The sequence below is a fragment of the Halorubrum orientale genome (assembly GCF_059623105.1).
In genome coordinates this window covers 203,210-226,268 of sequence record NZ_JBSPSR010000001.1, presented here as the reverse complement: position 1 = coordinate 226,268, position 23,059 = coordinate 203,210, and the positions used below count along the sequence as shown (strand labels likewise).

The window sequence follows — 23,059 nt, the reverse complement described above, 5'->3', positions numbered from 1 at the left end:
GCGGCTCGCGAGGCGCGCGCCATCGTGGTTGTCTCGGAGTCGAGAGCGGACGGTCGTGTGCGTTTCTATCGTCCGAGGTCTTCGTGTGCCGATGCGAGGTGGCGTGACCCGAGCGCCGCGAGCAACGAGAGTTCGCCGGCGAGCGCACCGACCGCGATCGCCTCCGCGAGGGCGTCAGCGTTGCTCCCTGGGGGATCGCCACCACCGCGAACACCGAGCACATCGAGTCCGGCTGCCTGCGTCGGAAGCTTCGTCCCGCCGCCGACGGTACCGACCTCCAGGCTGGCGAGTGACACCGAGACGTAGAGGTCGCCGTCAGCGGTCGTCTCGGCGGTGGTGATCGCGTTGGCCCCTTCGACCACCTGCGCCTCGTCTTGACCGGTCGCGAGGAACATCGCGGCAACCACGTTGGCAACGTGGGCGTTGAACCCGAGTGACCCGGCCTTTGCCGCCCCAACGTGGTTCTTTCGGGTGTTGATCTCGGCTATCGCCTCCGGCGTGGTGTGGAGCCGATCTTCGACGACCGCACGCGGGATCTCGACGTCGGCCGTCACCGACCGCCCGCGGCCCTCGACCGCGTTGATCGCGGCCGGCTTCTTGTCCGAACAAAGGTTCCCTGAGAGCGCGACAAGCGTCGCGTCCGTCGCGTCTTCGATGACCTCACAGGCCGCACGCGTCGCGATGGTGACCATGTTCATCCCCATCGCGTCTTTCGTGTCGAACCGAAACCGGAAGTAGACGTTGTTGCCGACGACATACGGGGTGATCCCGAGGAGCGCCCCGTGGCTCGTGGTGGATTCGGCGGCCTCCCGAAGCGACGCCTCGTTGGCGCGAACCCACTCAACGAGCGCCTCCGCCTCAGCGACGTCAGCCACGCGGAACACCGGCGCGCGGGTCATGCCACTCTTCGTGACCCGGGCGGTTGCCCCGCCGGCGGCGTCAACCACCGAGCAGCCGCGATTGACGGACGCGACGAGCGCCCCCTCCGTCGTCGCCAGCGGGAGGTACCGATCGCCGGCGAACGCGCCGCCGTCGACGGCCACGGGGCCCGCCACACCGAGCGGGACTGCGACCCCACCGATCATGTTGTCGATGTTGGGAGCGGCTGCTGCGGCGTCGAACCCGTAGTCCCCGACGGCGTCGAGGTCGACGCCGGACTGCGATTCGACGACCTGCCGGCGCACGGCTGCGGCCGTCTCGGCGTCCGTGTGATCCTCCAGTTCGTGAAGTCGGAGGTCGCCGTCGCGGACGCGGGCGAGAAGGGCTTCGCGTGTGGAATCGCTCATGCGCCCGTCTCGTCGTGGCGGGTGCTAATGCGTGTCGATTCCCGTGGTGGGGGGGATGCCGGCAGGCGAGCGGTCACCGGCTCACGAACTCAGAGAGTCGGTCGCGGAGGCTCTCGGTACCGAGGGTGAGGTAGTAGGCGTCCCCGCCGTCCTCGTAGTAGCTGTCGATCCGGCGTTCGACCTCGAAGCCGAGGTGTTCGTAGAACCCAAGGGCGCACTCGTTCGTCGTGCGGGCGTGACAGGAGACAGAGCGGTGCTCGGTGGCGACGTCCGTGATCAATCGCTCACCGAACCCCTGTCCTCGGTAGTCCGGGTCGACGGCGAGGAACAACACGTAGCCGTCCCGGCGAACGGAAGCAAACGCGACCACGTCGTCGTCGGCCACGAACAGGTGCGTCGTCGAACGGCGGTACGCGTCGGTGAAGAACCCCCGTCGCTGACGAAGCACGCCGTCGGCGCGCTGGATCCGTTGTTTGAGGTCCCAGGACTCGGCGAGGTGGTCCGTCGAACCGGGCGGATCCGTTCGTTTCTGCACGTCGACGCTCACTGCGAATACGTAACACGTCTGCGGAATATAACTCCACCGGCACGCCCCAGTTGCTCACAGCGGGGGGCCCGAACAACGGTGACGACGTGGTCCGCCGACGCCGCGTCGAACCCGACAAGACCAAGCCGTCTGCGGGCCGACGGTTCGGTCGTGCCGTACGAACTCCGCGATCACACGGCTGACGTCGCCGTCGCGGCGACCGGCGACACCCTCGACACACTGTTTGCGGCGGTCGCCGACGGGCTAACAGCCGCGAGCAGCGAGTCGATTCCCGAGGCGGGCGGTGAGCGATTTAGTGTCAAAGAAACGGCCGCGAGCCGCGAGGCAGTGTTGTTCGACTACCTCGATAGACTGATTTACGAGCGAGACGTTCAGCACGTGTTACCCGTCGATCATCAGTGTCGGGTCCGGGGGCCGGCAGCGTCCGACAAGGGGGGTGCGTGGACCGTCGAGGCCAGCACACGCGGGGTGCCGCTCTCGGCCGTCGACGCCCGAGAGATCAAAGCGGTCACCTACTCAGAAATGGCCATCGATCGGCAGGAAGACGGCTGGAAGACGTACGTCGTCTTCGACGTTTGAGACAGGTGGACGAGCGGAGGAAGTGGCGCGCGCTGGCTGATTGAGGACCCGCGCCGGCTGATTGGGGACCCGCGCTGGCCGATCGCTGACGCAACGCCCTTGCCTGCGCACCGCAAATCGAATCGCATGACTACACGTGAGTATGGCGGCGTTCGGCTTGAGCGAGTACGCGAGCACGTCTGGGAGATCCCGCGCGAGGGCGGGATGACCGTCCCGGCGCGGGTGTTCGCCAGCGAGCCGCTGCTTGAGTCGATCGGCGAAGACGACACGCTCCAGCAGCTACGCAACGCGACACACCTCCCTGGAATGGTTGAGCCGGCACTGTGTATGCCCGATGGGCACCAAGGCTACGGCTTTCCGGTCGGCGGTGTCGGTGCGATCGACGCCGAGGTTGGGTGTATCTCGCCGGGAGCGATCGGATACGACGTGAACTGTGGTGTCCGGATGCTGCGGACGACACTGGACTACGAGGACGTCCGCGGCCGCGAGGAGGAACTCGTCGACGCCCTCTTCGAGGCGATCCCATCCGGCTTGGGCGGTGGCGGCGTGGTCGACGGGACGGCAGACGCGATCGAGGGGGCGCTCGAACACGGCGTCGAGTGGGCGGTCGAGGCGGGCTACGGGATCGAACGTGACCTCGCACACTGTGAAGACGAGGGGTGTCGCCCCGACGCAAAGCCGGCGTTCGTGCCACAGAAGGCGAAAGACCGCGGTCGCAACCAGCTGGGGTCACTCGGCTCGGGGAATCACTTTCTCGAGGTCCAGCGGGTCACCGACGTCGAAGCCGGCGCGACCGCAGACGCGTACGGTCTCTCAGAGGGGCAGATCGTCGTCCTGATCCACTGTGGAAGTCGCGGGCTTGGCCACCAGACGTGCTCGGAGTACCTCCGTCGGATTGAGACCGAGCACGCAGACCTCCTAGCGTCGCTGCCGGACAAAGAGCTCGCGGCCGCGCCAGCCGGGTCGCGGCTGGCCAAGGAGTACTACGGCGCGATGAGCGCGTGCATCAACTTCGCGTGGGTGAATCGGCAGCTGATCACCCACCAGACTCGGGCGGTGTTCGGCGACGTCTTCGACGCCGACCCGATCGACGACCTCGGGATGGAGCTGTTGTACGACGTCGCACACAACGTCGGTAAAAAGGAGACCCACGAGGTCGGCGTCGGCCCGGACGGGCTCCCCGCCGTCGGCGACGACGTCGTCGACCGCGCTGAACGGGAGGTGTACGTTCACCGAAAGGGCGCGACACGGGCGTTCCCGGCCGGCCACGAGGCGGTTCCGGCGGCGTACCGTGACGTCGGCCAGCCCGTGATCATCCCCGGTAGTATGGGCGCTGGCTCGTACGTCCTCTCCGGCGGGGCCGCGTCGATGGAGACCTCGTTCGGGTCGACCGCCCACGGCGCCGGCCGTCTCATGAGTCGAACCCAGGCCAAACGCGAGTTTCACGGCGACGAGGTGAGCGAGTCGCTGGAGGCGGAGTCGGCGATCTACGTGCGAGCGCAGTCCGGCGCGACCGTCGCCGAGGAGGCACCGGGTGTGTACAAAGACGTCGACGAGGTCGTCGCAGTCAGCGACGCGCTCGGGATCGGCGACCGCGTCGCTCGGACGTTCCCGGTGTGTAACATCAAAGGGTGAACGGGGGACGCGCGTCTTCAATCGTCGGTGTGCGTCTCCGACCGGCGAATCGGTCGCTCGCCGTCGGTCCGAACCACGTGACAGTCGCGACACCGGGCCTCGTAGGACTCTTCGGCTCCGACGAGGATCGTCGGATCGTCGACGTGCGCGGGCTCGCCGTCGATGAGTCGCTGATTACGGGTCGCCGGCTCGCCACACACCGTACAGATAGCCCGGAACTTGTCGACGTACTCGCCGGTCGCCATGATCTGTGGGAGGGGTTCGAACGGCTCCCCGCGGAACGTCGTATCGGTCCCAGAGACGATCACGCGGACGCCGCGGTCGGCGAGCGCGTCACAGACCTCGACGAGTGCGGTCGAAAAGAAGTTCGCCTCGTCGACCGCGACCACCTCGGCGTCGGCTACCGACTCGAGGATCGCGAGCGGGCCGTCCTCCTCGTTGTCGACCACGGTCGCGTCCCACTGTCGGCCGGTGTGGGTGCCGATGGTGGTCTCGCCGTATCGGTCGTCGACGGCCGGCTTGTAGACGGCGACGGACTGGTCTGCGATCTCGGCTCTCCGGAGTCGGCGGAGCAGCTCTTCGGTTTTGCCGGAGAACATCGATCCAGAGATAACCTCGACCCACCCGGACCGGGTGATCGCGTGCATGCTCAAAGGGGCCAACCCACGAACTAAACGGTTTCTCTCACGCGTCGGCTCGGTAGACACGGCTCGCGCCGCACAGGCGGAGCGGTTCGCGCCTAGACGACACGACCGACCGCGGCGACGACGAGTGCGGCGACCGCGACGTACGTGGTCGCTTCGATCGCCCACGCACGTCGAACCCGAGCGCGGCGGCCCCGCGTCACGCCTCGCGCGCGGGGCAGCGGGACGAACGCGAAGAAGCTGACCATCAGCGCGAGCTGGACAACACTCGTCACAGTGAGTGTTGCGACGGGCCGATCAAGGACGAAGGCGAAAGCGGTCGCGATACCGACGAAGAGGAGCCCGGATCCGGCACCGGCGACGTAGTGGACCCACGTCGCCAGCCGAGTCGGTGCTGTATCGACCGGCTCGCCGGTTAGCACGCTCGCGGCGACCTTCGGCGGGGTTTCCCCTTCAGGCAGCCGAGCCATGACTAGGTCCATCGCCAGCGTGGCGAGCAGGCCGACCGTTGGACCGACAGCAAGGCCGGTGAGCAGTGAGAACTCAACCATGTGTGCCCGTTCGCTAACCATCCGTTTGACCCTACTGGTCCCGATCGGAGCGGTGAACCTGCTTCACTCGGTGTCGAACTCGGCGAGCGTCGTCGGCAGCGCTCGACGGACCTCGACGACGATTGCGTCGGGATCGAGTCCGAGCACCTCGGCCGCTGCCCGTCCGACGCGGTCGGTCGCCGCCGACGGCGCGTACACCCCGAGACGCCACTGGTTCTTCTGGGCGGTGCGGAGCGCGGCGACGAGCGGTGACTGGCGCCCCAGCCGGCGGATCTCGCCGTTGACCGTCACCCGTGCGGTCGACTCTCGCATCGTCGGCTCCGCCGGAACGTCGAGGATCACATCCGTACGATCGACGTCGGCGACCTCGGCGATTTCCGTCTCAAGTGACAGCGTCTCAGCATAGTCGGCGTCGCGGACGCGCTGTGGTACGTCGTCGTACTCTGCCCATACCGCCCGCTTATAGAGGGCTCGCTCGTCGTAGCGGCGCGAGAGGTCGGCTGTCTCCGGACACGCGCGGATCGCGGCGAGGAAGTCGTGGTCGTCCATCCGGCGGAGTTCCTCGGCGGTCGTCGGCGTCGCGTCGAGCAGGTCGGCCGCTGCCCGGCGCACCATCGCCTTCGAGATCCGCGCGACGTGGTGGGTGTACACCACGGGATTCATCAGCGCCCGGGCGAGCAGGAGGCTCTCTGCCGTCTGTACGTTCCCCTCGTCTAAGACGAGTGCTGGGCCGCCGTCCTCGGCGGCGCCCTCGACAAACGCGAGCTCTCTGACGAAGCGGCCGGTGTCGATGGTCCCGTATGGCACCCCGGTATGGTAAGCGTCACGCACCAGGTAGTCCATTCGGTCGACGTCAAGTTCCCCAGATATCAGCCCGGCGTACGGTCCCTCACCGGTAATCAGCGACGCAACGTGCGCCGGGTCAAGGTCGTGGTCGCGAAGCGTGTCACCGACGACCCCGTCGGTCACGAGCGCCTGCACGTCGTCGTGGTACTTCCCCGTTCGACGATGTGTGAGCGCCTCCAGGTTGTGGCTGAACGGGCCGTGTCCCACGTCGTGAAGCATCGCGGCCGCTTCGATGCGATCCGCGCGTCGCCCCTCAATGCCGAGGTGGTCGAGGGCACGGCGTGCGAGGTGATAGACGCCAAGACTGTGTTCGAACCGGGTGTGATTCGCCGACGGGTACACGAGTTGTACCGTCCCGAGCTGGGAGATGTGCCGGAGTCGTTGGACCGGCGGGGTGTCGAGGAGGGCCGCGCCGACACCGTCGACAGTGATGTGGTCGTGGACGGTGTCTTTGACCGTGACCATACGGTGAGTTGGGCACAATCAGGTAAAAACGTCCGCGCCGTGTTCGTCGACGCGGCAATGTCGGCACGGTTTAGTACCCCGCATGATGGATCGTGAGGTATGTACGACGTACTCGTGGCCATCGACGACGACGAGGAGCGAGCACTCGCACAGGCGCGGGCGATCGCCGACCTACCGGGGGCAGCCGACGGGATGACCGTCCACCTCTGTCACGTGTTTCGTGACAATCCGGAAGGCGCGTCGGTGAACCAGCTCGCTGCGGTTCGGCGTGCCAGCGAGGCCCTCGACGACGCGGCCATCGCGTACGACCACTACGAGGCCAGCGGCGACCCCGGAGAGGAGATCGTCGCCGCCGCCGAAGCCATCGACGCCGACGCGATCTGTCTGTCCGGCCGAAAGCGACGACCAAGTGGAAAGGCAGTCTTCGGGAGCGTCACGCAGAACGTTATTCTTCAGAGTGACCGGCCGGTGTTCGCGGTCCCGAAAGGCGAAAACTGACCCCCGAGCGGCTCACGTGCTGTCTTCGAGCCCGAGGACGGTCTCGGCTGCAGACCGCACCGCCGTGACGTGCTCGGCCGGACAGTACACGCCGAGTCGCCAGCGCTCGCGCTCGGCCGCCTGCAGTCCGGCCACCAGCGTCGAGGCGTCGTCGAGCCGTTGCGTCTCACCACCGACGGCGACGGCTGCACCCGAGCCTTTCACCGTCGGTCGCGGGGGGACGTCGACGATAACCTGATCACGGTCGAGCCCTGCCGCCCCGGCGATCTCGCGCTCAGCCGCGCGCTCGTCGGTCCGAGTCGCTTCGACGGTTCCCGCCGGAACGCGGTCAACCCCGACCCAGACCGCACGCTTGTACAGGTCGCGACGCTCGATCCGACGGCCGAGTGCCGGGACGTGCTCACGGAGCCCGACCAATAGTTCGTGGTCGGCCAGCCGACGGAAGCGCGAGGTGCCGATTGGAGCCCGCTCAAGGTACCGCTCGCAGGCACGTTCGAGCATCGCGCCCGCGACCCGCGAGACGTGGTGGCGGTACACCACCGCGTTCATCAACGACCGCGCGAGCAGCAGACTTTCCGCAGTAGCGACGTTTCCCTCGGCCAGCACGAGCTCGTCATCCGCCGTGGTCCGAAGCGCCGTCACAAGCCGTCCCGTGTCGACGGTCCCGTACGGGACGCCCGTGTGGTGGGCGTCGCGCACGAGGTAGTCCATCCGGTCGACATCGAGTTCACCAGAGACCAGCGGGCCGATCGCCTCCTCGCCGGCGATCAGTGACGCGACGCGCGACGGGTTGAGTCCGTGGCGTTCGAGGACCGCGGTGACCGCGCGGTCGGGGTCGGTTACAAGCCACGCAACCTCGTCGTGGTCACGGCCTGTCCGGCGACGGATGATCCCTTCCGTCTGGTGACCGTAGGGGCCGTGTCCCACGTCGTGAAGCATCGCGGCCGCCCGAACGTGTGCGGCGGTGTCGGCGTCGATACCGAGTTCCTCAACGGCGGCACACGCCAGGTGATAGACGCCGAGGCTGTGCTCGAATCGGGTGTGATTTGCCGACGGGTACACGAGCCGGACCGTAGAGAGTTGCTTGATGTGGCGCAGTCGCTGGAAGGCGGGCGTGTCGATCAGGTCAGTCGCAACCGGCCCCAGCCGCACGTGGCCGTGGACACTATCTTTGACCCGCATCACGCGCCGAAGCCGCCGTGTTGACCCGTCACTCGTCGACGAGCGTTACACCGAGTCGGTCGGCGAGTGCGCGCACCACCGAGCCGCCGACCGTCGCCGTCGCCGCCCGGCCGTCCTCGATTGCGAGGAGGTCTCGCTCCTCGACGTCGAGTTCGGCTGCAACCTCCTCAACGGTGAGGCCGGCCGCCTGACGCGCCTCGGTGGCCCGATCACCGTAGTCGGCCACGAGGTACGGCAACTGGTCGTCCTCGTAGCTCGTCCCTTCGGCCTCCCAGCGGTCAGAGCCGCCCGTCGCGGCGTCGTACATTCGCGCCTGCTTGTTCGCCAGCTCCTGTGTGCGACTCCGTGTTCCGGTCGACCCCCCGCCCGTTCCGGTGTGATCGGGACCGTCGGACGTGTCATCGGCGCTACTGGGCGCGTTGCCCGCGTCGTCGTGTGACCGACAGGCCGAACAAACAAGCAGCGTCGCGCCGGCCACGTTCGCCTGCCCGAGGTCGGTCGTCTCCCGGCCGCAGAGCTCGCAGGCGTCGCCGCCGGTGCCGCCTCCGCTACCGCCCGTCGAGTACTTCGGCATACCCCGAGATAGGGCGCGCTACCCGATAAAAGGTGACGGGATGGCGGGCGTCGAGCGCCGTCGACGGTCTCGACGCCATCGGCAACGCCGGCCGCATCTGGTACCGTTTTGTCGTGTCGACGGCGAGATGCGCCGATGGACCCGCGCGACGCGCTCGAGACGCTCCCGCGTGAGACCGCGCTCGTCGTCGGGCTTGTGAGCGGGTCACACGTCGTAAATCACCTCTACTTGCTGCTTTTTCCACCGATCCTCGCGACACTCGCGGGAGACTTCGACGTCGGGATCGGCGCGCTCGGCGTCGCGATGGGCGTGCAAGCGCTCGTGAACACGACGCTTCAGCTCCCGTACGGCTACCTCTCGGACGCGTACGACCGCGTGCTGACGCTGGCGCTGTGTCTCGGCCTCGGCGCGCTCGGCGCCGGGATCCTCGCGGTCGCCCCAAGCTACGAGGTGCTCCTCCTCGGACAGGCGGTCCTCGGTGCCGGCGTCGCCGGCCACCACCCGGCACACTTCCCCTTGCTGTCGGACGCGACCAGCGCGTCACGGCGCGGCGCGGCCTACAGTGCGCACGGCTTCGCCGGCAACCTCGGATTCGCTGCGCCGCCGGTCGTGATCCTCGGCGTCACCGCGCTGCCAGGAACGAGTTGGCGACACGCGTTCGGACTAATCGCCGTCGTCGGTGCTATGTATGGCGTCGTCGCGTGCACGGTGCTCGCCCAGCACGTGAGCGACGATATCACGCGGCCGAACACCGGCGCGACCGACGAGCGGCAACGGGACGACGACACAGTAGGCGGGCGGATCCGAGCGGAGCTCCGGGCGCTCGCCGACTCCGGGCCGATCCTCGGGTTGGGAGTCGTCTCGATGCTCGCGTCGATCGCGTTCTGGGGCGTCTCCTCGTACCTGGTGGTGTTCCTCACCGAGGGGTACGGTCTCGCCGACGAGCTCGCGAGCCTCTCGCTGACGGCGATGTTCGTCGTCGGCGCCGGGCTCATCCTCATCGGTGGGGTGTTGGCAGATCGGTTCCGCCCCGGCACGATCCTGGCGGCCGCCTACGGGCTCGTCGCTCTCGCGGTGTTCGGGCTCGCCGCGGCCGTTGCGCCGCCGATCGTCGCTCTCGGCGTCGGCGTCCTCGCCGGCAGCCTCGGGAGCCTTGGCCTCCCCGCCCGGGACAAGCTCGCCGATCGGCTCTCCGCGCGTCGCGACATCGGACGGAACTTCGCGGTCGTGACGATCGGCATCATGATCGGGAACACGGTTGCCCCGCCCGTCTTCGGCGCGCTCATCGAGGCCGTCGGGTACCAACCGACGTTCGGGCTCGTCGGTGTCGCCGCGCTCTGTGCGAGTGCCGCGACGGTCGTCATCGTGACCCGGTACGGTGACACGAGCGAATCGGAACCCACCGCCGTCGCCGGCGAGTGAGGCGCCAGTGCCAGCGCGGTGGCCCTCGGTGGCCGTGTCATGCGCGGGTCTGCCGGCGTCACCACACTGGAAGCAACAAGAGCGTCACGGTCACCGAGATGAACACGAGCTTTAACGCCGTGTTGACGGCGATGACTTTCGTCCCGAACGACGCGCCCCAGATACCGTACTGGAACGGGATCGAGCGTCGGAACGTCGACACCGCAAACGAGAGGATGCCGCCGATAAGCAGCGTCGCGACCGCGGTGCGTGGGATGAACGGGTCGCCGAGCAGCGGCTCGATCGTGACAGCGCCCGCGGTCGTATCGAGCGTATAAACGGCGATGACGGGCACCGCAGCGCCAGGGAGGCCAAGGAGACTCGTGGCCGGCTCCGCGACGGCCGTCAACGAGGAGACGTCGTAGCGGCTCACGAGACCAATGACAAGCGTGTACACGACCGCGAGCCGCGGAACGATACGTCGAAGCGTCGACCACGACTTCGTGGCCGCACCGCGGACGCGCGCTTTGGCCGTGCGGTCGTCCGCCCCCGGGCCGCTCGCATCGATGTTTGCGAGCGCCGAGCGATCGACGTTGCGCTCGGAGAGCAAGAACCCCCCGAGTACCACCCCGGTGATCGTGATCGCGAGCGCGATCCCCGCTCGCGCCGAGACATAGAGGACGCCTGTCGTCCGGCCGAGGATGGGGATGAGCACGGGGACGTAGTAGGTGAAGACGTGCTGGACGAAGCCAAAAAACGTGTTTATCACCACCGCAACGAGCGTCGCGCGGTCGTCAAGCAGCCCCGACTCTCGGTACTCCGCAAGCGTCGCGTAGCCCGCGGTCGTTGAAGCAGCGGTGGTGAGGATCGCCGTCCCGACCTCGTCTGGGAGGTTTGCAGGGTGCGTGAGGAGACCAGCGAGGCCCGCGACGTATCGGATCAGCCCGAACGCGACGGCGATATTGGCGAGGAACACACCAGCAGCGATGAACGCGGTGATGCGCGCGAGCCGCGGGAGGACCTCCGCGAGCAGCCCGAGGAGTTCGGCGACGATCGGAGTCACTCGCGACGGTAGTTGGGGACCGCTCAAAGGGGCGTCGGAACGCCGCGCGCCGCGCTGAAACGCCGTGCCGGACGGTCGCGATCGCTCGCGGAGCTTATACGAGTCGGGTGTGAATCGCCGGGCGATGGCACCCGCTGACGACGACATCTCGATCGACGAAAAGCGTGTGTACGCGGGGAGCACGGGCCGCAGCGACGTCTATGTCGCGACAGAGACCGGGCTCGTGCGGGTCGCGATTTCGGGCGACAAGGTCGGCACCTTCGAGCTGGTCGGCGACCGCGGCGTAGTCACGGACGTGGCCGTCTGTGCGCGCCCCGGACGCTCCCCGGTGATCGCGGCCGCGACAGCACACGGTCTCTACACCGGTCCAGTGGGGGACGAACCGACGCGGGTCGACATCGACGGCGACGTCCCGGTCGCAGTTGGTGACACCGATGGGGCGCTCTTGATTGCGGACGCAGACGGGACGCTCTCGCGAGTCACGGTCGACGACGACGGCACACTGACGGGAACGCACCGGGTGGGCCGCCTCGACGACGTCACCGCGATAGCCGGGCCGTTCGTTGCCGGGCGAAATGGGGTTCACCGCGTCGACGGCTCCACAGAGGGGGCGACGGAGCGCGGGTCTGTGCTCGTCTCGGTTGGCCTCGAAGACGCGCGCGACGTGGTCGCTGCGGGGATGCCACTCGCCGCAACCGCGACCGGGCTCTACTGGCTCGGGAACGGCTGGATGCCGGCCATCGAGGGGGACGCAACGGCTGTGGCGGCGGACGGCAAAGGGGCCGCGCTGGCGGTCGTCGACGGACACCTCCTCGCACACGAGACGGGCGAGACGGACTGGAGTGCGGTTTCGTGGGCCGAAACCGCGCTTCCAGTCGATGAGCGACCGGTTGCGCTTGCCGCCCATCCAGGGCTCGCCATCGTCGTCACCGAGGCCGGAACGCTGTGTGTTGAGGCCGGGGACGGATGGCGACACCAGGCGCTCGGCGTGCCTGGTGTCTCGGGAGTCACGGTCGCGCCTAGTGAGTAGTCGGACAGCTCGCCGATGGCTCCCCACAACGGGGTCAGAGAGTCGGTAGCTCGACCGGCTCGCCGTCGGCGTAGACGGTCGGGTCACGGACGACACCATCGAGATGGATCGGCGCGTCGGTGTTGCCGCCGATCCCCGCATTATCGCCAATAGCAACGTGGATCGTGCCGGCGGCCTTCTCATCGAGGAGGACAGAGCCGACGAGTTGGTCGACACCGACGTTGGTGCCGATCCCAAGCTCGGCGAAGGTGTACGCGTCGTCGCCGACGGACGCAGCGGAGGCCTCGACGTCCGCGCGAATCGCGTCGTCATCGATGGCTGTAACGAGTCCGTCAGCGACGTCGATCGTCACCGACTGAGCAGACTCGAGGCGACCGTGTGGCATCATCGTTCCATCGACGATGACAGTGCCACTCGCGGTGTCGGGCGCGAGAAACACCTCGCCGGCGGGGAGATTTGAGAACGCACCGGGCGTGTGGACGACCCCGCGGTCCGCGAGCCACTCGCGGTCGCCGACCTCGACGGTGAGATCGGTTCCGGCTGGCGCGGTGACGCGGATCGTCGAGGCGTCGCCGACGGCCTCAAGCACTGAGTCGCAAGCGGCGTCGATGGCGTCGTAGTCGGCGTCGAGGCCGGCCTCGAACACCGACTGCGTGATGCCGGGGAGGGTCGCCCCTCGGGCGTCCGCGGCGCAGGCAGCTCCTCGGGCGCGTGTATGACTCAAACTCTTCGTCGTTGGGGCGAAGAAGACGTCGCTCTCGGTCATCGCGGCTGCGACCGGCGCCGGCGGCTCCGTGCCGTGTTGGTCGCTCGGTGGATACCGGAGCAGCGTGACGTCGTCCGTGACTGCGGCGGCCGCGTCGTAGAGCGCTTCGCCGATCGGCTCACGCTCGTCGTCGGTGACGACGACGACGGACTCCTCGGAGCCGACACCGAGACACTGTCCGACCGCCGTGCGGGCTGCCGCCGTAAGCGCGTCACTCATGCCTGTTCGGTCGGTACCGGCGGGGTTAGCTCTTCTGCCGCCGGCTCGATGCGAATATTTTATTTTTACTGCGCAATGCAATAGAGTATCATTACGGAATTCGGCGGCTTTTCTGGCAAAGTACTCGAACTGTAGTTAGTTTCTGCCCTGTAATACCCGAAACAATTATGATGCGTTCGTCCGGTCGTAAAGATATGACACGTGTGGGCGTGAACGGATACGGGACGATCGGTAAACGGGTCGCAGACGCGGTCGCCGCCCAGCCAGATATGGAACTCGTCGGCGTCACGAAGACGCGACCGAACCACGGCGCAGAGACGGCCGTGCGACGCGGATACGACCTCTACGCGGCGACGGAGGCCAGCCTCGACAGGTTCGCCGACAGTAACCTTCCTACCGCCGGCGCACTCTCAGACCTCCTTGAGTCGGTCGACGTCGTCGTCGACTGCGGTCCGTCCGGCGTGGGCGCCGAGAACCACGCCACGTACGCCGCCCACGACACCCCCGCGGTGTTCCAAGGCGGCGAGGACGCCGCCGTCGCCGACACCTCGTTCACCGCGCGGGCGAACTTCGACGCTGCCCGCGGCGCCGACGCGGTGCGGGTCGTCTCGTGTAACACCACCGGACTTGCGCGACTCCTCGCACCACTCAAGGAAGCATACGGCGTCGAGAAGGCGCGGGTCACCCTGATTCGCCGGGGCGGTGACCCGAGCGAGACCGACCGCGGTCCGATAAACGACATCGTTCCAGATCCGGTCTCTGTCCCATCACACCACGGTCCCGACGTGAACACCGTGTTGTCAGACGTCGACGTCCACACGGCCGCACTGAAGGCCCCCGTCACCGCGATGCACACTCACAGCGTCGACGTCACGCTTCAGTCCATGCCGACGACAGCGGCGGTGCGTGAGCGTCTCGCCGGCGAGGACCGGCTCTTCCTCGTCCCACCGGACGCCGGTATCGACGGGGCAGGGGCACTGAAAGAATACGCGATGGACCGCGGACGGCCGCGTGGTGACCTCTGGGAGAACTGCATCTGGGCGGAGTCAGTGAGCGTCTCCGGGCGAGATGTGTCCTTGTTTCAAAATGTCCACCAGGAGGCCGACGTCGTCCCCGAGAATATCGACGCGATCCGCGCGATGACGACCGACTGCTCAGCGGCGACCTCCGTCACGCGAACGAACGAATCGCTCGGCGTCGGGCTTCGGAGTCTGCTCGACGCCGACCAGCGAAACCGCGACCCGGTCGCCGCAGACGACTGAAGCGGGTGATTGGCCCCCTACAACGAGCGGTCAGTGTCTGTCGGCGTCGCGACGAGGAACGTTCGGCCGCCCCGCCGTTCGAGGTGTACCTCGGCGTCGGCGACGCGATTCGACCGAACACGGTCGGCGATCCGGTCGGTGCGACAGTTCGTGACGTCCACACGGGTCTCCGTGGCGTACCGCGGTCGGCTCTCGAGAGTAGCGCTCATACCACCCCAGTCCGGTGGATCGAACCTATATCCGACCCAACCGCACAGTGAAACTGAAAGTAGTCGCGCGGCTCACTCGAAGTCGGCCGGGGGCCGTCGGTGGTCGGCGGCAGCCTCGTAGCCGGCGGCGAGTTCGAAGAGGCGCGGCTCGTCGAACGGCCGCCCGAGCAACTCGAGCCCGACGGGGATGTCGTCACCCGCGAAGCCGACAGGCACAACGATCGCCGGCAGTCCGGTGTGTGCGGCCAGCTCACAGCGCATCTCGGAGAACGGCTGGTGCTCGGGAATCTCGACTGGGAGGACAGCAGAAGGCGGGTAGACGACCGCGTCGAGGTCGGCGTCGACGAGCCCGGCGATCGCTTCAGTCCGAAGCGCCTCCCGGTCGGCGAGCGACCGGAGGTACGTCGGGTTCGTCTCGAGTGTGTCCACATCGGTGTCGAGGATGTCTCCATCCAGCAGCCGGCGCTCGACGCTCTCGGCTACTGTCCCACTCTCGGCGAGCTCACGAAGCGAGTCGACCGGGGTCGCCGGCCGTTCGGCGAGGTACCGGTCGAAGTCGCGCTCGAACTCATCACCCACTACACGTGCGGACTCAAGACGGTCCGGGTCGACGAGCGAGACGTCGTCCACCACGGTCGCGCCGGCGGCTTCCATCGTCGCGAGCGCCGCCTCGACAGTCGCGGTGACCGCCGGAGCCGTATCGGCCGCCGAGTTCGTCGGATCCGACGCACCGAAGAAGTCACGGAGGACACCAATTCGAGCGCCCTCAAGCCCGCTTGGGTCGGCGTGTGCGACGTAGCCATCGGCCGGAACCTGGTCTGCGCCGCGCGCGGTCACTGGGTCAGCGGGATCGAAGCCGACGAGCACGTCAAGCACCCGCGCCGCGTCTTCGACTGTACGGGTGATTGGTCCGGCAGTGTCTTGGGTCAGCGACAGCGGGACGATCCCTGTTCGGCTCACTAACCCAATCGTCGGACGGAGACCGACGAGATTCGTGAACGCCGGCGGTGAGCGTACTGACGAGCAGGTGTCGGTGCCGGTACCAACGACCGCAAGGTTGCTCGCCACCGCGACAGCGGTACCGCCGCTTGACCCCGACGGCCGCCGATCGAGGGCATACGGGTTGCGCGTCTCCCCGCCGAGTGAGCTCACGGAATCGACGCCAAAAGAGAGCTCCTGGAGGTTGGCTTTCGCGACGATCACCGCGCCCGCCTCACGAAGTCGCTTGACAACGACCGCGTCCGACTCGGGGACGAACTCAGCGAACCGGACTGACCCGGCCGTCGTCGGCATGTCAGCCGTATCGTGGTTGTCTTTGATCGCGACTGGGATCCCGTGGAGCGGCCCCGTGAGCCCATGCGATGTGAACCGTGTATCGAGCGCGCGTGCACGATCCATCGCCGCCTCGTTGGTCGTGATGACTGCGTTGAGCGCGTCGTTGTGTCGCTCGATGCGGTCAAGGAATACCTCGACGAGCCCCTCGGCCGTGAGCGTCGTCTCCTCGAACGCCGCGTGGACGTCCGCGACGGTTGTTTCTACGAGCTCGAAGTCGGCCGGAATCGGTCGGTCGGTCATCTGTTCGGGCAGACAGACGGGGCCTCAATAGCGCTTTCGGCGACACGGACAGGGCGAATGTCTAATTTCCAGACAGTCTCTTCAATTGTATAGTTAATTGGATAACTGTGGACATTCACCCGTGAGTCTCGGTTATTTTCTGCATGTATGCGTAGTTTTATACCCATTCGCCTAGCTCTGTCATTTGTTGTCATGACTGGCGATATTTCGAGATCTGATCTCGAAGGACCAACGATCGATCGACGAACTACTATGAAACTACTCGGTACGGCTGGAATCGGGGCAACTGCTGGGTGTCTCGGCGGTGGCGGTGAGTCGGGTGGGGGGAGCGGCGACGGAGAAATGGCGAGCGACGGGGACACTGGAAGCGACGAGAGCGGCGGTGAGTCCGGCTCAGCCGGTGGACGGATCACCGCCGGCTGGCTCACCGACGAGATCGAGTTCCTTGACCCGCACATGGTCGATCTCGGCATCCAAATCGAGGTGCACTCGAACCTGTTCAACGGCCTGTTGAAACTCGACCAGAACAACCAGATCGTCGGTGACGCCGCCGCAGACTGGTCGCTGCCGGACGACACCACGTACGTCTTTGAGCTCAACGAGGGGATGACGTTCCACAACGGCGACCCGCTCGACGCCGAGGCCGTCAAGTGGTCGCTCGAACGCCTCCAGGGGATGGAGACCTCACCACACACCGGAAAGGTGAGCAACGTGGAGTCTATCGAGGCCGATGGGCTCGAACTCACCGTTTCGCTCTCTGAACCCTACGCACCGTTCGTGGCGTTCATGCTCCGCGGGCCAGGACGCGCGGGAACTATCGTTCACGAGAGCGCCGCAGACGACCCGGAGGGGTACAGCCGCATGCCGATTGGCAGCGGTCCGTTCGAACTTGTCGACCGGACACCAGGCGAGTCACTAACACTCGACGCGTACGACGGCTACTGGGAGACTGATGCGGACGGCAACGCGCTCCCGTACCTCGACGGCGTCGACATCGAACTCATCCCCGAGCCGAGCACGATGTGGTCCGCGCTCCGCGGCGGCGAGATCGACTACGCGAACCTCCTCACCGGCGAGTTCGCCCGCCAGGGTGAGAGCACCGACTCGATTCGGGTCGAAAAGACGAGCTCCGGAGAGTGGTCCGGCATGGCGCTTTTGTGTACGAACCCAGCCGACCACGAGGAGGACGTCCGGTGGATAAGCGGGCTTGGAGAGGCACCGACCGACATGTGGAACGACCAGGATATCCCGACGACCGACCCACGCGTTCGACGGGCGATCGGGATGGCGATCGACCGAGAGGCGCTCGTCGAGCGCGCGCTGTTCGGCTACGCCACGGCCGCACACACGCTGTACAACCCCGCCATCGGCTGGCTGTACGACGCACTCGGCGGCGACGAGCCGTCTGCCGGCCACTATTACGACCCCGAGCGCGCCGCCGAGTTGCTCGATGAGGCCGGTTACACCGGTGAACCGCGCTTCGAGGCATCAATCCTCGCGCTGCCCGAGAACGAGCGCGAACTCACCGTTATCCAACAACAGCTGAGTGAGGTCGGCATCGAAGTCGAACTCGACATCCAACAACAGTCGTCGTACTGGGACAACACCTACCGGTACCAGCAGCTAATTACCGAGTACGGCGGTGCCGCCGACGTCGACCCGTGGATGTCCGATTTCAAGCAGTTCGGCTACCCGAACGAAGAAACGACAGAGGGTGCCTGGCAGCGGTCACTCTACTTCAATGAGGAGTTCAGCGAGTTGCTCGCAGAGGCGAACGCGACGCCCGAACTCGACGCGCGCGCCGAGGTGTACCAGCGCATCAACGAGCACTTTATCCAGGCCGCACCGTACATCCCGACCGTCTACCCACTCAACCCGAAGGCGTTCGCGAGCGGTGTCTCGGGCGTCGGCATCCAAGCCGGGCTGAGCAACTTCCACCGCGCTTCGCTGAATGAGTGAGCGGTCACCCCTCACAGTCAGACGAGTCGGCGTCTCGTCGACACGACACAGCGCCGCATCGGCGAGATGGCCGACCGTAATCGTCCGCGGAGGTGACGAGCTGTGGGCCTGAGGACGTACCTCCTGAAGCGGCTGGCTCACGCCGTGTTCGTGATGTTCTTCGTGGTCACCGTCGTGTTCGCCGCAGTGCGCTCGATTCCGGGCGACCCCGCACGGCTGATGCTCGGCGGTGACGTCGACACGGAGACGCTCAACGCGCTCCGGGCAGAGCTCGGATTAGACGCGCCGCTGTACATTCAGTACCTCCGATGGCTCGGTCGATTACTCTCCGGTAACCTCGGCGAGTCGATCCGAACCGGCGAGCCGGTCCTCGCCTCGCTCGCACAGGTCGCCGGCCCGACACTGAGCATCGCAGGACTCGGCATGGTCATCGCACTGGTGATCGCGGTGCCGACCGGCATCCTCAGTGCGGTCAAGCGGTACGAGATCGAAGACTACCTCTCGACGACGGTGGGCTTTTTCGGGATCAGCATGCCCGCCTTCTGGATCGGCATCGTGCTCATCCTGCTCATCGGCGTGAACGTGCCTGCGATCCCGACGTTCGGCTACACGCCAATCAACGAGGGGGTCGTCGCCTGGCTCAGTTCGATCCTGCTGCCGGCGTTCGCCGTCGGGTTCCCGTACGGCGGTATCCTGATGCGGATGATGCGGTCGTCGATGCTTGAGGTACTCAACGAGGATTACATTCGAACGGCCCGAGCGAAGGGATTGCCGACGAACCTCGTGTTGTTCAAACACGGCCTGCAAAACGCGCTGATTCCGGTGGTGACGCTGGCTGGTATCTTCTTAGCGGTGGTACTCGGTGGCGTCGTCGCCGTCGAGATCGTCTTCGGTGTCCGCGGACTCGGCCGGCTGTTGATCGGGTCGATCAACCGCCGCGACTTCCCGATGATCCAGGGGACGGTGCTGGTCATCGCGTTCGTGTTCGTGCTTGCAAACATCGTCGTTGACCTGTTGTACACGATGATTAACCCACGAATCAAGTACGGCGGTGGTGACTGACCGTGTCGAGTCGATTCGACGCCGACGCTGGCAAGCTGTTCGGCGTCCGCACAGACCTGCTCGAGCAGTTTGCCGAGACGGTCAGACGGGATCTCAAGGCGAAAGTCGGCGTAGTGATCGTTACACTGTTTCTCTTCGCGGCGGTGTTCGCACCGGAGCTCGCACCGCACGACCCGATGGCACAGGACTTCATTCCGCTCTCACAACCGGCGCTGTCGGCAGAGACGCCGCTTGGAACCGACTCGTACGGTCGAGACCTCCTCTCACGACTGATGTACGGCGCCCGGATCAGTCTCGGCGTCGGGCTCGGCGCCGTGGTGTTCGGCGCGGTCACGGGGGTCGTCCTCGGGTTGCTCGCCGGCTTCTACGGCGGCTGGATCGACGACGTGTTGATGCGCGGCGTCGACGTGATGTGGGCGTTCCCCTGGCTACTCATCGCCATCATGCTCGTCTCCATCTTCGGACAGGGTGTGTGGAACGTGGTTATCGCCGTCGGCTTTGCGTACATCGACGACTTCGCTCGGATCACCCGGGGTGAGGTGCTCTCGATACGCGAAGAAGAGTACATACTCGCCGCAGAGAGCGTCGGGCTGGGTGATCTCGAGATCGTCTTCGAGGAGGTGTTCCCGAACACCGTCGCACCGATTATCGTCCAGTTTACTGTGCTCGTGGCCCGCGCGATGCTTGCGGAGGCAACGCTCTCGTTCCTCGGGCTTGGCGTGAAACCCTCGACCCCGACGTGGGGTTCGCTGCTCGGACAAGGTCGTGACTTCATCACGCAGGCGTGGTGGATCTCGATCATTCCGGGCATCTTGATTATGATAACTGTGCTCGGAATCAACCTATTCGGCGACGCGCTTCGTGACGCTTTCGACGTCAGAGAGGTGGACGCCGAATGAGCGATCCACTACTTTCCGTTCGCGGCCTCTCAACGTCGTTCGAGACGGGACAAGGACGGCTCACCGCGGTCGACAACATCTCATTCGACATCGAGTCTGGAGAGGTGTTCGGCGTCGTAGGCGAGTCAGGCTCCGGCAAGAGTGTGACGGCGCTGTCGATCATGCGCCTGCTCGGCGACGCCGGCACCATCGAGGCGGACGCTGTCGAATTCGACGGCACCGACCTCCTCTCGCTGAGCGAGCCAGAGATGCGTGCGATCCGCGGTGGAGCGATCAGCATGGTGTTTCAGGACCCAATGACGAGTCTGAACCCGGTGATGACGATTGGCGAGCAGATCGCCGAAGTCGCGCGTCACCACGGTACCCTCGGCGAGCGGACGGGGTTCTGGAGTGAGATGCGACGGAAATACCTCACCGGCACAGACGCGGAGAGTCAGTCCTGGCAGCGAGCCATCGAACTCCTCGAGCTGGTCGGGATCCCGGAGCCCGAACAGCGTGCGACTGAGTATCCACACCAGTTGTCCGGTGGGATGCGCCAGCGCGTCGTCATCGCACAGGCACTTGCTGGTGACCCGTCTCTCATCATCGCCGACGAGCCGACGACGGCGCTCGACGTGAGCATCGAGGCGCAGATACTCAACGAACTGCTCGATCTGAGCGAGGAGTTCGGCATCTCCGTGCTGCTCATCACACACGACCTCGGTGTCGTCCGCGAGACGTGCGACCGGGTCGCTGTGATGTACGCCTCAGAATTCATGGAGACGGGGCGTGTGGACACTCTCTTTGAGGATCCACACCACCCGTACACAGAGGGGCTGCTCGCGAGTATCCCCCGAATCGACGACGAGCGTGACCGCCTCAGCGTGATCGAAGGGACGGTCCCGGATCTGATCGATAAACCGGCTGGCTGTCCGTTCCAAAACCGCTGTGCGTACGCGTTCGAGCTGTGTGATCGGCCGCTCGTCGAGTACACTGTCGAGACGCCCGGCACAGCCGAACACGTCGTGCGGTGTCATCGTGAAAACGAGTACGTCACCGTCGACGACGACGACACGGTCACCACGGTGGAGTCCGGTGCCACCGACTCAATCGAGCAGCGACTCGAGGCCGATACTGGCCGTCGCGACGACGCGGCTCCCCCCAGTGCGGACGCAAGAGCCGACGGCGGTCAGACGGCGCGTGACGCAGCGGCCGATGCGACGAGGGGTGACACGAATGGCTACTGAGTCTCCTACCCCAACAACAGCGGACCAGCCGTCGAGTGAGGAACCGCTCCTCCGTGCAACGGGGCTGAAAAAGTACTTCGAGACCGAGACAGGTATCCTGAGTCGGCTCTTCGGGGAGCCGACACACGTGAAAGCAGTCGACGGAATCGACCTCGCCGTCGGCCGCCAGGAAACGCTCGGGCTCGTCGGCGAGTCGGGCTGTGGGAAGACGACGCTTGGGCGCGTGCTCTCGCGGCTGTACGCGCCCACAGCGGGGACGCTCTCGTTCGACGGCACGGACATCACCGACACCGACGGGGCCGACCTCAGGGCGCTCAGAAAGCGCGTGCAGGTCGTGTTTCAGGACCCGCTCTCGTCGCTTAACCCACGGAAGACCGCGGGTGAGATCGTCGCCAAGCCGCTTGCAGTCCACGACATCGCGACCGGCAAGGCAGCGCGCGAGCGCGTCCTCGAGCTGTTCGAGGAGGTCGGGCTCCAAGAGACACACCTCGACCGCTACCCTCACGAGTTCTCCGGCGGGCAGCGCCAGCGAATCGGCATCGCCCGCGCGCTCGCCGTCGAGCCGGACCTGATCGTCGCCGACGAGCCGGTGTCGGCGCTCGACGTGAGCGTTCAAGCGCAGATCATCAACCTGATGAAGCGGCTCCAGGAGTCGTACGGCCTCTCGTACGTCTTCATCGCACACGACCTGAGCGTCGTCAAACACATCAGCGACCGCGTCGCCGTGATGTACCTCGGGCGGATCGTCGAGCAGGGGACGAAATCGGATATCTTCGGGAACCCACAACATCCGTACACGCGGGCACTGCTCCACTCGATCCCACGGGTCGACGGGGGCGAAAAGCGCCGGGAATCACTACTCAAGGGGAATCCCCCGAGTCCGATCGATCCGCCGTCCGGCTGTCCGTTCCGGACGCGCTGTCCGGAGTACCTCGACGACCGGTGTGCCGAGACAGAGCCGGCGTTAGCGCCCGTCGCCGGGGCGTCCGGCACGGTCGACCCGCCAGCACGCGTCGAGACACTCACAACCGACGGCGACTCGTCGTCGGCACACGCCGTCTCCTGTCACTGGCTCGGTGAGTCGAGCGCTGAGCGGGCGGCCCGCGACCCAATGTCGTGAGCGCAGTACGCTGCGCTCTCGATCTATCGGGGCGTATCAAGCGACCGGTACACTAGTACGCGACCGGCACACGAACGGCCGGTCCACTCACCGGTAGCGGTCGGCCGTCTCATTTTCCTCGACGAACCGTACGGTGAAGTAATCGTAGCCACCGTAGGCGGCCTCGAGTGCCCCCATCCACCAGTTCCACCTATCGACAACAGAAGAGCCGTCTGGGGCGTCTGCGAGGTGGCGGCGCGCGTCGGAGACGCTGAGCGCGTGGCCCCGGTCCTCGGCGGGCTTTCCGGAGTCGGCGAGGTCGCGTGCGGCTCGCGCCACCGCCCGTCGCTCCGCCTGCGTACCGCCAAACGACTCGGCGAGGGCCGCCTCAAGCTGCGCTCGTTCCATACCGATAATACCGCCCGTAGACACTTGACTCGCCCGGTGGGAACGATCACGGCCTCGGCCAGAGCGGGGCACCG

The 23,059-nt window shown here is 66.3% G+C and carries 23 protein-coding genes; 11 read left to right on the top strand and 12 right to left on the bottom strand.

All coding sequences use genetic code 11. The features are described 5' to 3' along the window. Positions 1–65 precede the first annotated feature (65 nt). Positions 66–1,286, bottom strand: a complete 1,221-nt coding sequence (gene hmgA / locus ACWUI7_RS01125) for a hydroxymethylglutaryl-CoA reductase (NADPH) (protein WP_496640314.1) — start codon at positions 1,284–1,286, stop codon at positions 66–68. A 73-nt stretch (positions 1,287–1,359) separates the two neighbouring features. Continuing rightward, on the bottom strand, positions 1,360–1,833 hold the full coding sequence (locus tag ACWUI7_RS01120; RefSeq protein ID WP_496640313.1) for a GNAT family N-acetyltransferase: 474 nt from the start codon (positions 1,831–1,833) through the stop codon (positions 1,360–1,362). Positions 1,834–1,983: 150 nt separating this feature from the next. Between ACWUI7_RS01120 and ACWUI7_RS01115 the strand changes: the two genes are divergently transcribed. Beyond that, positions 1,984–2,412 carry an archease gene (locus ACWUI7_RS01115; protein ID WP_496640582.1) on the top strand — a complete coding sequence of 143 codons (429 nt, stop codon included), beginning with the start codon at positions 1,984–1,986 and terminating at the stop codon, positions 2,410–2,412. A gap of 126 nt (positions 2,413–2,538) precedes the next feature. After that, on the top strand, positions 2,539–4,047 hold the full coding sequence (locus ACWUI7_RS01110; RefSeq protein ID WP_496640312.1) for an RtcB family protein: 1,509 nt from the start codon (positions 2,539–2,541) through the stop codon (positions 4,045–4,047). Positions 4,048–4,064: 17 nt separating this feature from the next. Here ACWUI7_RS01110 and ACWUI7_RS01105 read toward each other — a convergent pair whose 3' ends face one another. The 3 genes from ACWUI7_RS01105 to ACWUI7_RS01095 all read right to left on the bottom strand — a co-directional run bounded on the left by ACWUI7_RS01105 (position 4,065) and on the right by ACWUI7_RS01095 (position 6,553). Beyond that, on the bottom strand, positions 4,065–4,694 hold the full coding sequence (locus tag ACWUI7_RS01105; protein ID WP_496640311.1) for a thymidine kinase: 630 nt from the start codon (positions 4,692–4,694) through the stop codon (positions 4,065–4,067). Between the two features lie 92 nt (positions 4,695–4,786). Further along, positions 4,787–5,242: a hypothetical protein gene (locus tag ACWUI7_RS01100; RefSeq protein WP_496640310.1), complete on the bottom strand. Its 456-nt coding sequence runs from the start codon at positions 5,240–5,242 to the stop codon at positions 4,787–4,789. 63 nt (positions 5,243–5,305) lie between these two features. Then, positions 5,306–6,553, bottom strand: coding sequence for an HD domain-containing protein (locus tag ACWUI7_RS01095; RefSeq protein WP_496640309.1), 1,248 nt, complete (start codon positions 6,551–6,553; stop codon positions 5,306–5,308). A 99-nt stretch (positions 6,554–6,652) separates the two neighbouring features. On the opposite strand from ACWUI7_RS01095, the gene ACWUI7_RS01090 reads away from it, so the two are divergent. Further along, positions 6,653–7,051, top strand: a complete 399-nt coding sequence (locus tag ACWUI7_RS01090) for a universal stress protein (protein WP_496640308.1) — start codon at positions 6,653–6,655, stop codon at positions 7,049–7,051. A gap of 12 nt (positions 7,052–7,063) precedes the next feature. Here the strand turns inward: ACWUI7_RS01090 and ACWUI7_RS01085 are convergent, their stop codons facing one another. Both ACWUI7_RS01085 and ACWUI7_RS01080 read right to left on the bottom strand, forming a co-directional pair. Further along, positions 7,064–8,236 carry an HD domain-containing protein gene (locus ACWUI7_RS01085; protein ID WP_496640307.1) on the bottom strand — a complete coding sequence of 391 codons (1,173 nt, stop codon included), beginning with the start codon at positions 8,234–8,236 and terminating at the stop codon, positions 7,064–7,066. 25 nt (positions 8,237–8,261) lie between these two features. Beyond that, positions 8,262–8,807: a helix-turn-helix domain-containing protein gene (locus ACWUI7_RS01080; RefSeq protein WP_496640306.1), complete on the bottom strand. Its 546-nt coding sequence runs from the start codon at positions 8,805–8,807 to the stop codon at positions 8,262–8,264. A 135-nt stretch (positions 8,808–8,942) separates the two neighbouring features. Between ACWUI7_RS01080 and ACWUI7_RS01075 the strand changes: the two genes are divergently transcribed. Then, positions 8,943–10,229: an MFS transporter gene (locus tag ACWUI7_RS01075; RefSeq protein WP_496640305.1), complete on the top strand. Its 1,287-nt coding sequence runs from the start codon at positions 8,943–8,945 to the stop codon at positions 10,227–10,229. Positions 10,230–10,287: 58 nt separating this feature from the next. Here ACWUI7_RS01075 and ACWUI7_RS01070 read toward each other — a convergent pair whose 3' ends face one another. Beyond that, positions 10,288–11,262, bottom strand: a complete 975-nt coding sequence (locus ACWUI7_RS01070) for a nucleoside recognition protein (protein WP_496640581.1) — start codon at positions 11,260–11,262, stop codon at positions 10,288–10,290. A gap of 133 nt (positions 11,263–11,395) precedes the next feature. On the opposite strand from ACWUI7_RS01070, the gene ACWUI7_RS01065 reads away from it, so the two are divergent. Beyond that, complete coding sequence (locus ACWUI7_RS01065) at positions 11,396–12,301, top strand: HVO_0234 family beta-propeller protein (protein ID WP_496640304.1); 906 nt, start codon at positions 11,396–11,398, stop codon at positions 12,299–12,301. 34 nt (positions 12,302–12,335) lie between these two features. On the opposite strand, the gene ACWUI7_RS01060 is transcribed toward ACWUI7_RS01065, so the two are convergent. After that, positions 12,336–13,286 carry an aminopeptidase gene (locus ACWUI7_RS01060; RefSeq protein WP_496640303.1) on the bottom strand — a complete coding sequence of 317 codons (951 nt, stop codon included), beginning with the start codon at positions 13,284–13,286 and terminating at the stop codon, positions 12,336–12,338. 194 nt (positions 13,287–13,480) lie between these two features. Here ACWUI7_RS01060 and ACWUI7_RS01055 point away from each other — a divergent pair, with 194 nt between their 5' ends. Beyond that, positions 13,481–14,548, top strand: a complete 1,068-nt coding sequence (locus tag ACWUI7_RS01055) for a type II glyceraldehyde-3-phosphate dehydrogenase (RefSeq protein ID WP_496640302.1) — start codon at positions 13,481–13,483, stop codon at positions 14,546–14,548. A gap of 17 nt (positions 14,549–14,565) precedes the next feature. Here the strand turns inward: ACWUI7_RS01055 and ACWUI7_RS01050 are convergent, their stop codons facing one another. Then, positions 14,566–14,757 carry a hypothetical protein gene (locus tag ACWUI7_RS01050; protein WP_496640301.1) on the bottom strand — a complete coding sequence of 64 codons (192 nt, stop codon included), beginning with the start codon at positions 14,755–14,757 and terminating at the stop codon, positions 14,566–14,568. A 72-nt stretch (positions 14,758–14,829) separates the two neighbouring features. Beyond that, positions 14,830–16,332, bottom strand: a complete 1,503-nt coding sequence (locus ACWUI7_RS01045) for an amidase (RefSeq protein ID WP_496640300.1) — start codon at positions 16,330–16,332, stop codon at positions 14,830–14,832. A gap of 252 nt (positions 16,333–16,584) precedes the next feature. On the opposite strand from ACWUI7_RS01045, the gene ACWUI7_RS01040 reads away from it, so the two are divergent. The 5 genes from ACWUI7_RS01040 to ACWUI7_RS01020 all read left to right on the top strand — a co-directional run bounded on the left by ACWUI7_RS01040 (position 16,585) and on the right by ACWUI7_RS01020 (position 22,598). Beyond that, positions 16,585–18,291 (top strand): ABC transporter substrate-binding protein, encoded by a 1,707-nt coding sequence (locus tag ACWUI7_RS01040; RefSeq protein WP_496640299.1) that lies wholly within the window; start codon positions 16,585–16,587, stop codon positions 18,289–18,291. Positions 18,292–18,393: 102 nt separating this feature from the next. Then, positions 18,394–19,353, top strand: a complete 960-nt coding sequence (locus tag ACWUI7_RS01035) for an ABC transporter permease (RefSeq protein ID WP_496640298.1) — start codon at positions 18,394–18,396, stop codon at positions 19,351–19,353. Between the two features lie 2 nt (positions 19,354–19,355). Further along, a complete protein-coding gene (locus ACWUI7_RS01030) occupies positions 19,356–20,252 on the top strand; it encodes an ABC transporter permease (protein WP_496640297.1) in 897 nt (298 codons plus the stop codon). Beyond that, complete coding sequence (locus tag ACWUI7_RS01025; RefSeq protein ID WP_496640296.1) at positions 20,249–21,478, top strand: ABC transporter ATP-binding protein; 1,230 nt, start codon at positions 20,249–20,251, stop codon at positions 21,476–21,478. Before ACWUI7_RS01030 ends, ACWUI7_RS01025 begins: the two co-directional genes overlap by 4 nt. After that, positions 21,468–22,598 carry an ABC transporter ATP-binding protein gene (locus ACWUI7_RS01020; RefSeq protein WP_496640295.1) on the top strand — a complete coding sequence of 377 codons (1,131 nt, stop codon included), beginning with the start codon at positions 21,468–21,470 and terminating at the stop codon, positions 22,596–22,598. Before ACWUI7_RS01025 ends, ACWUI7_RS01020 begins: the two co-directional genes overlap by 11 nt. Positions 22,599–22,685: 87 nt before the next feature. On the opposite strand, the gene ACWUI7_RS01015 is transcribed toward ACWUI7_RS01020, so the two are convergent. Next, entirely contained in the window at positions 22,686–22,985 is a 300-nt protein-coding gene (locus ACWUI7_RS01015) for a WNWW family protein (protein WP_496640294.1), read from the bottom strand. Positions 22,986–23,059: the final 74 nt, after the last annotated feature.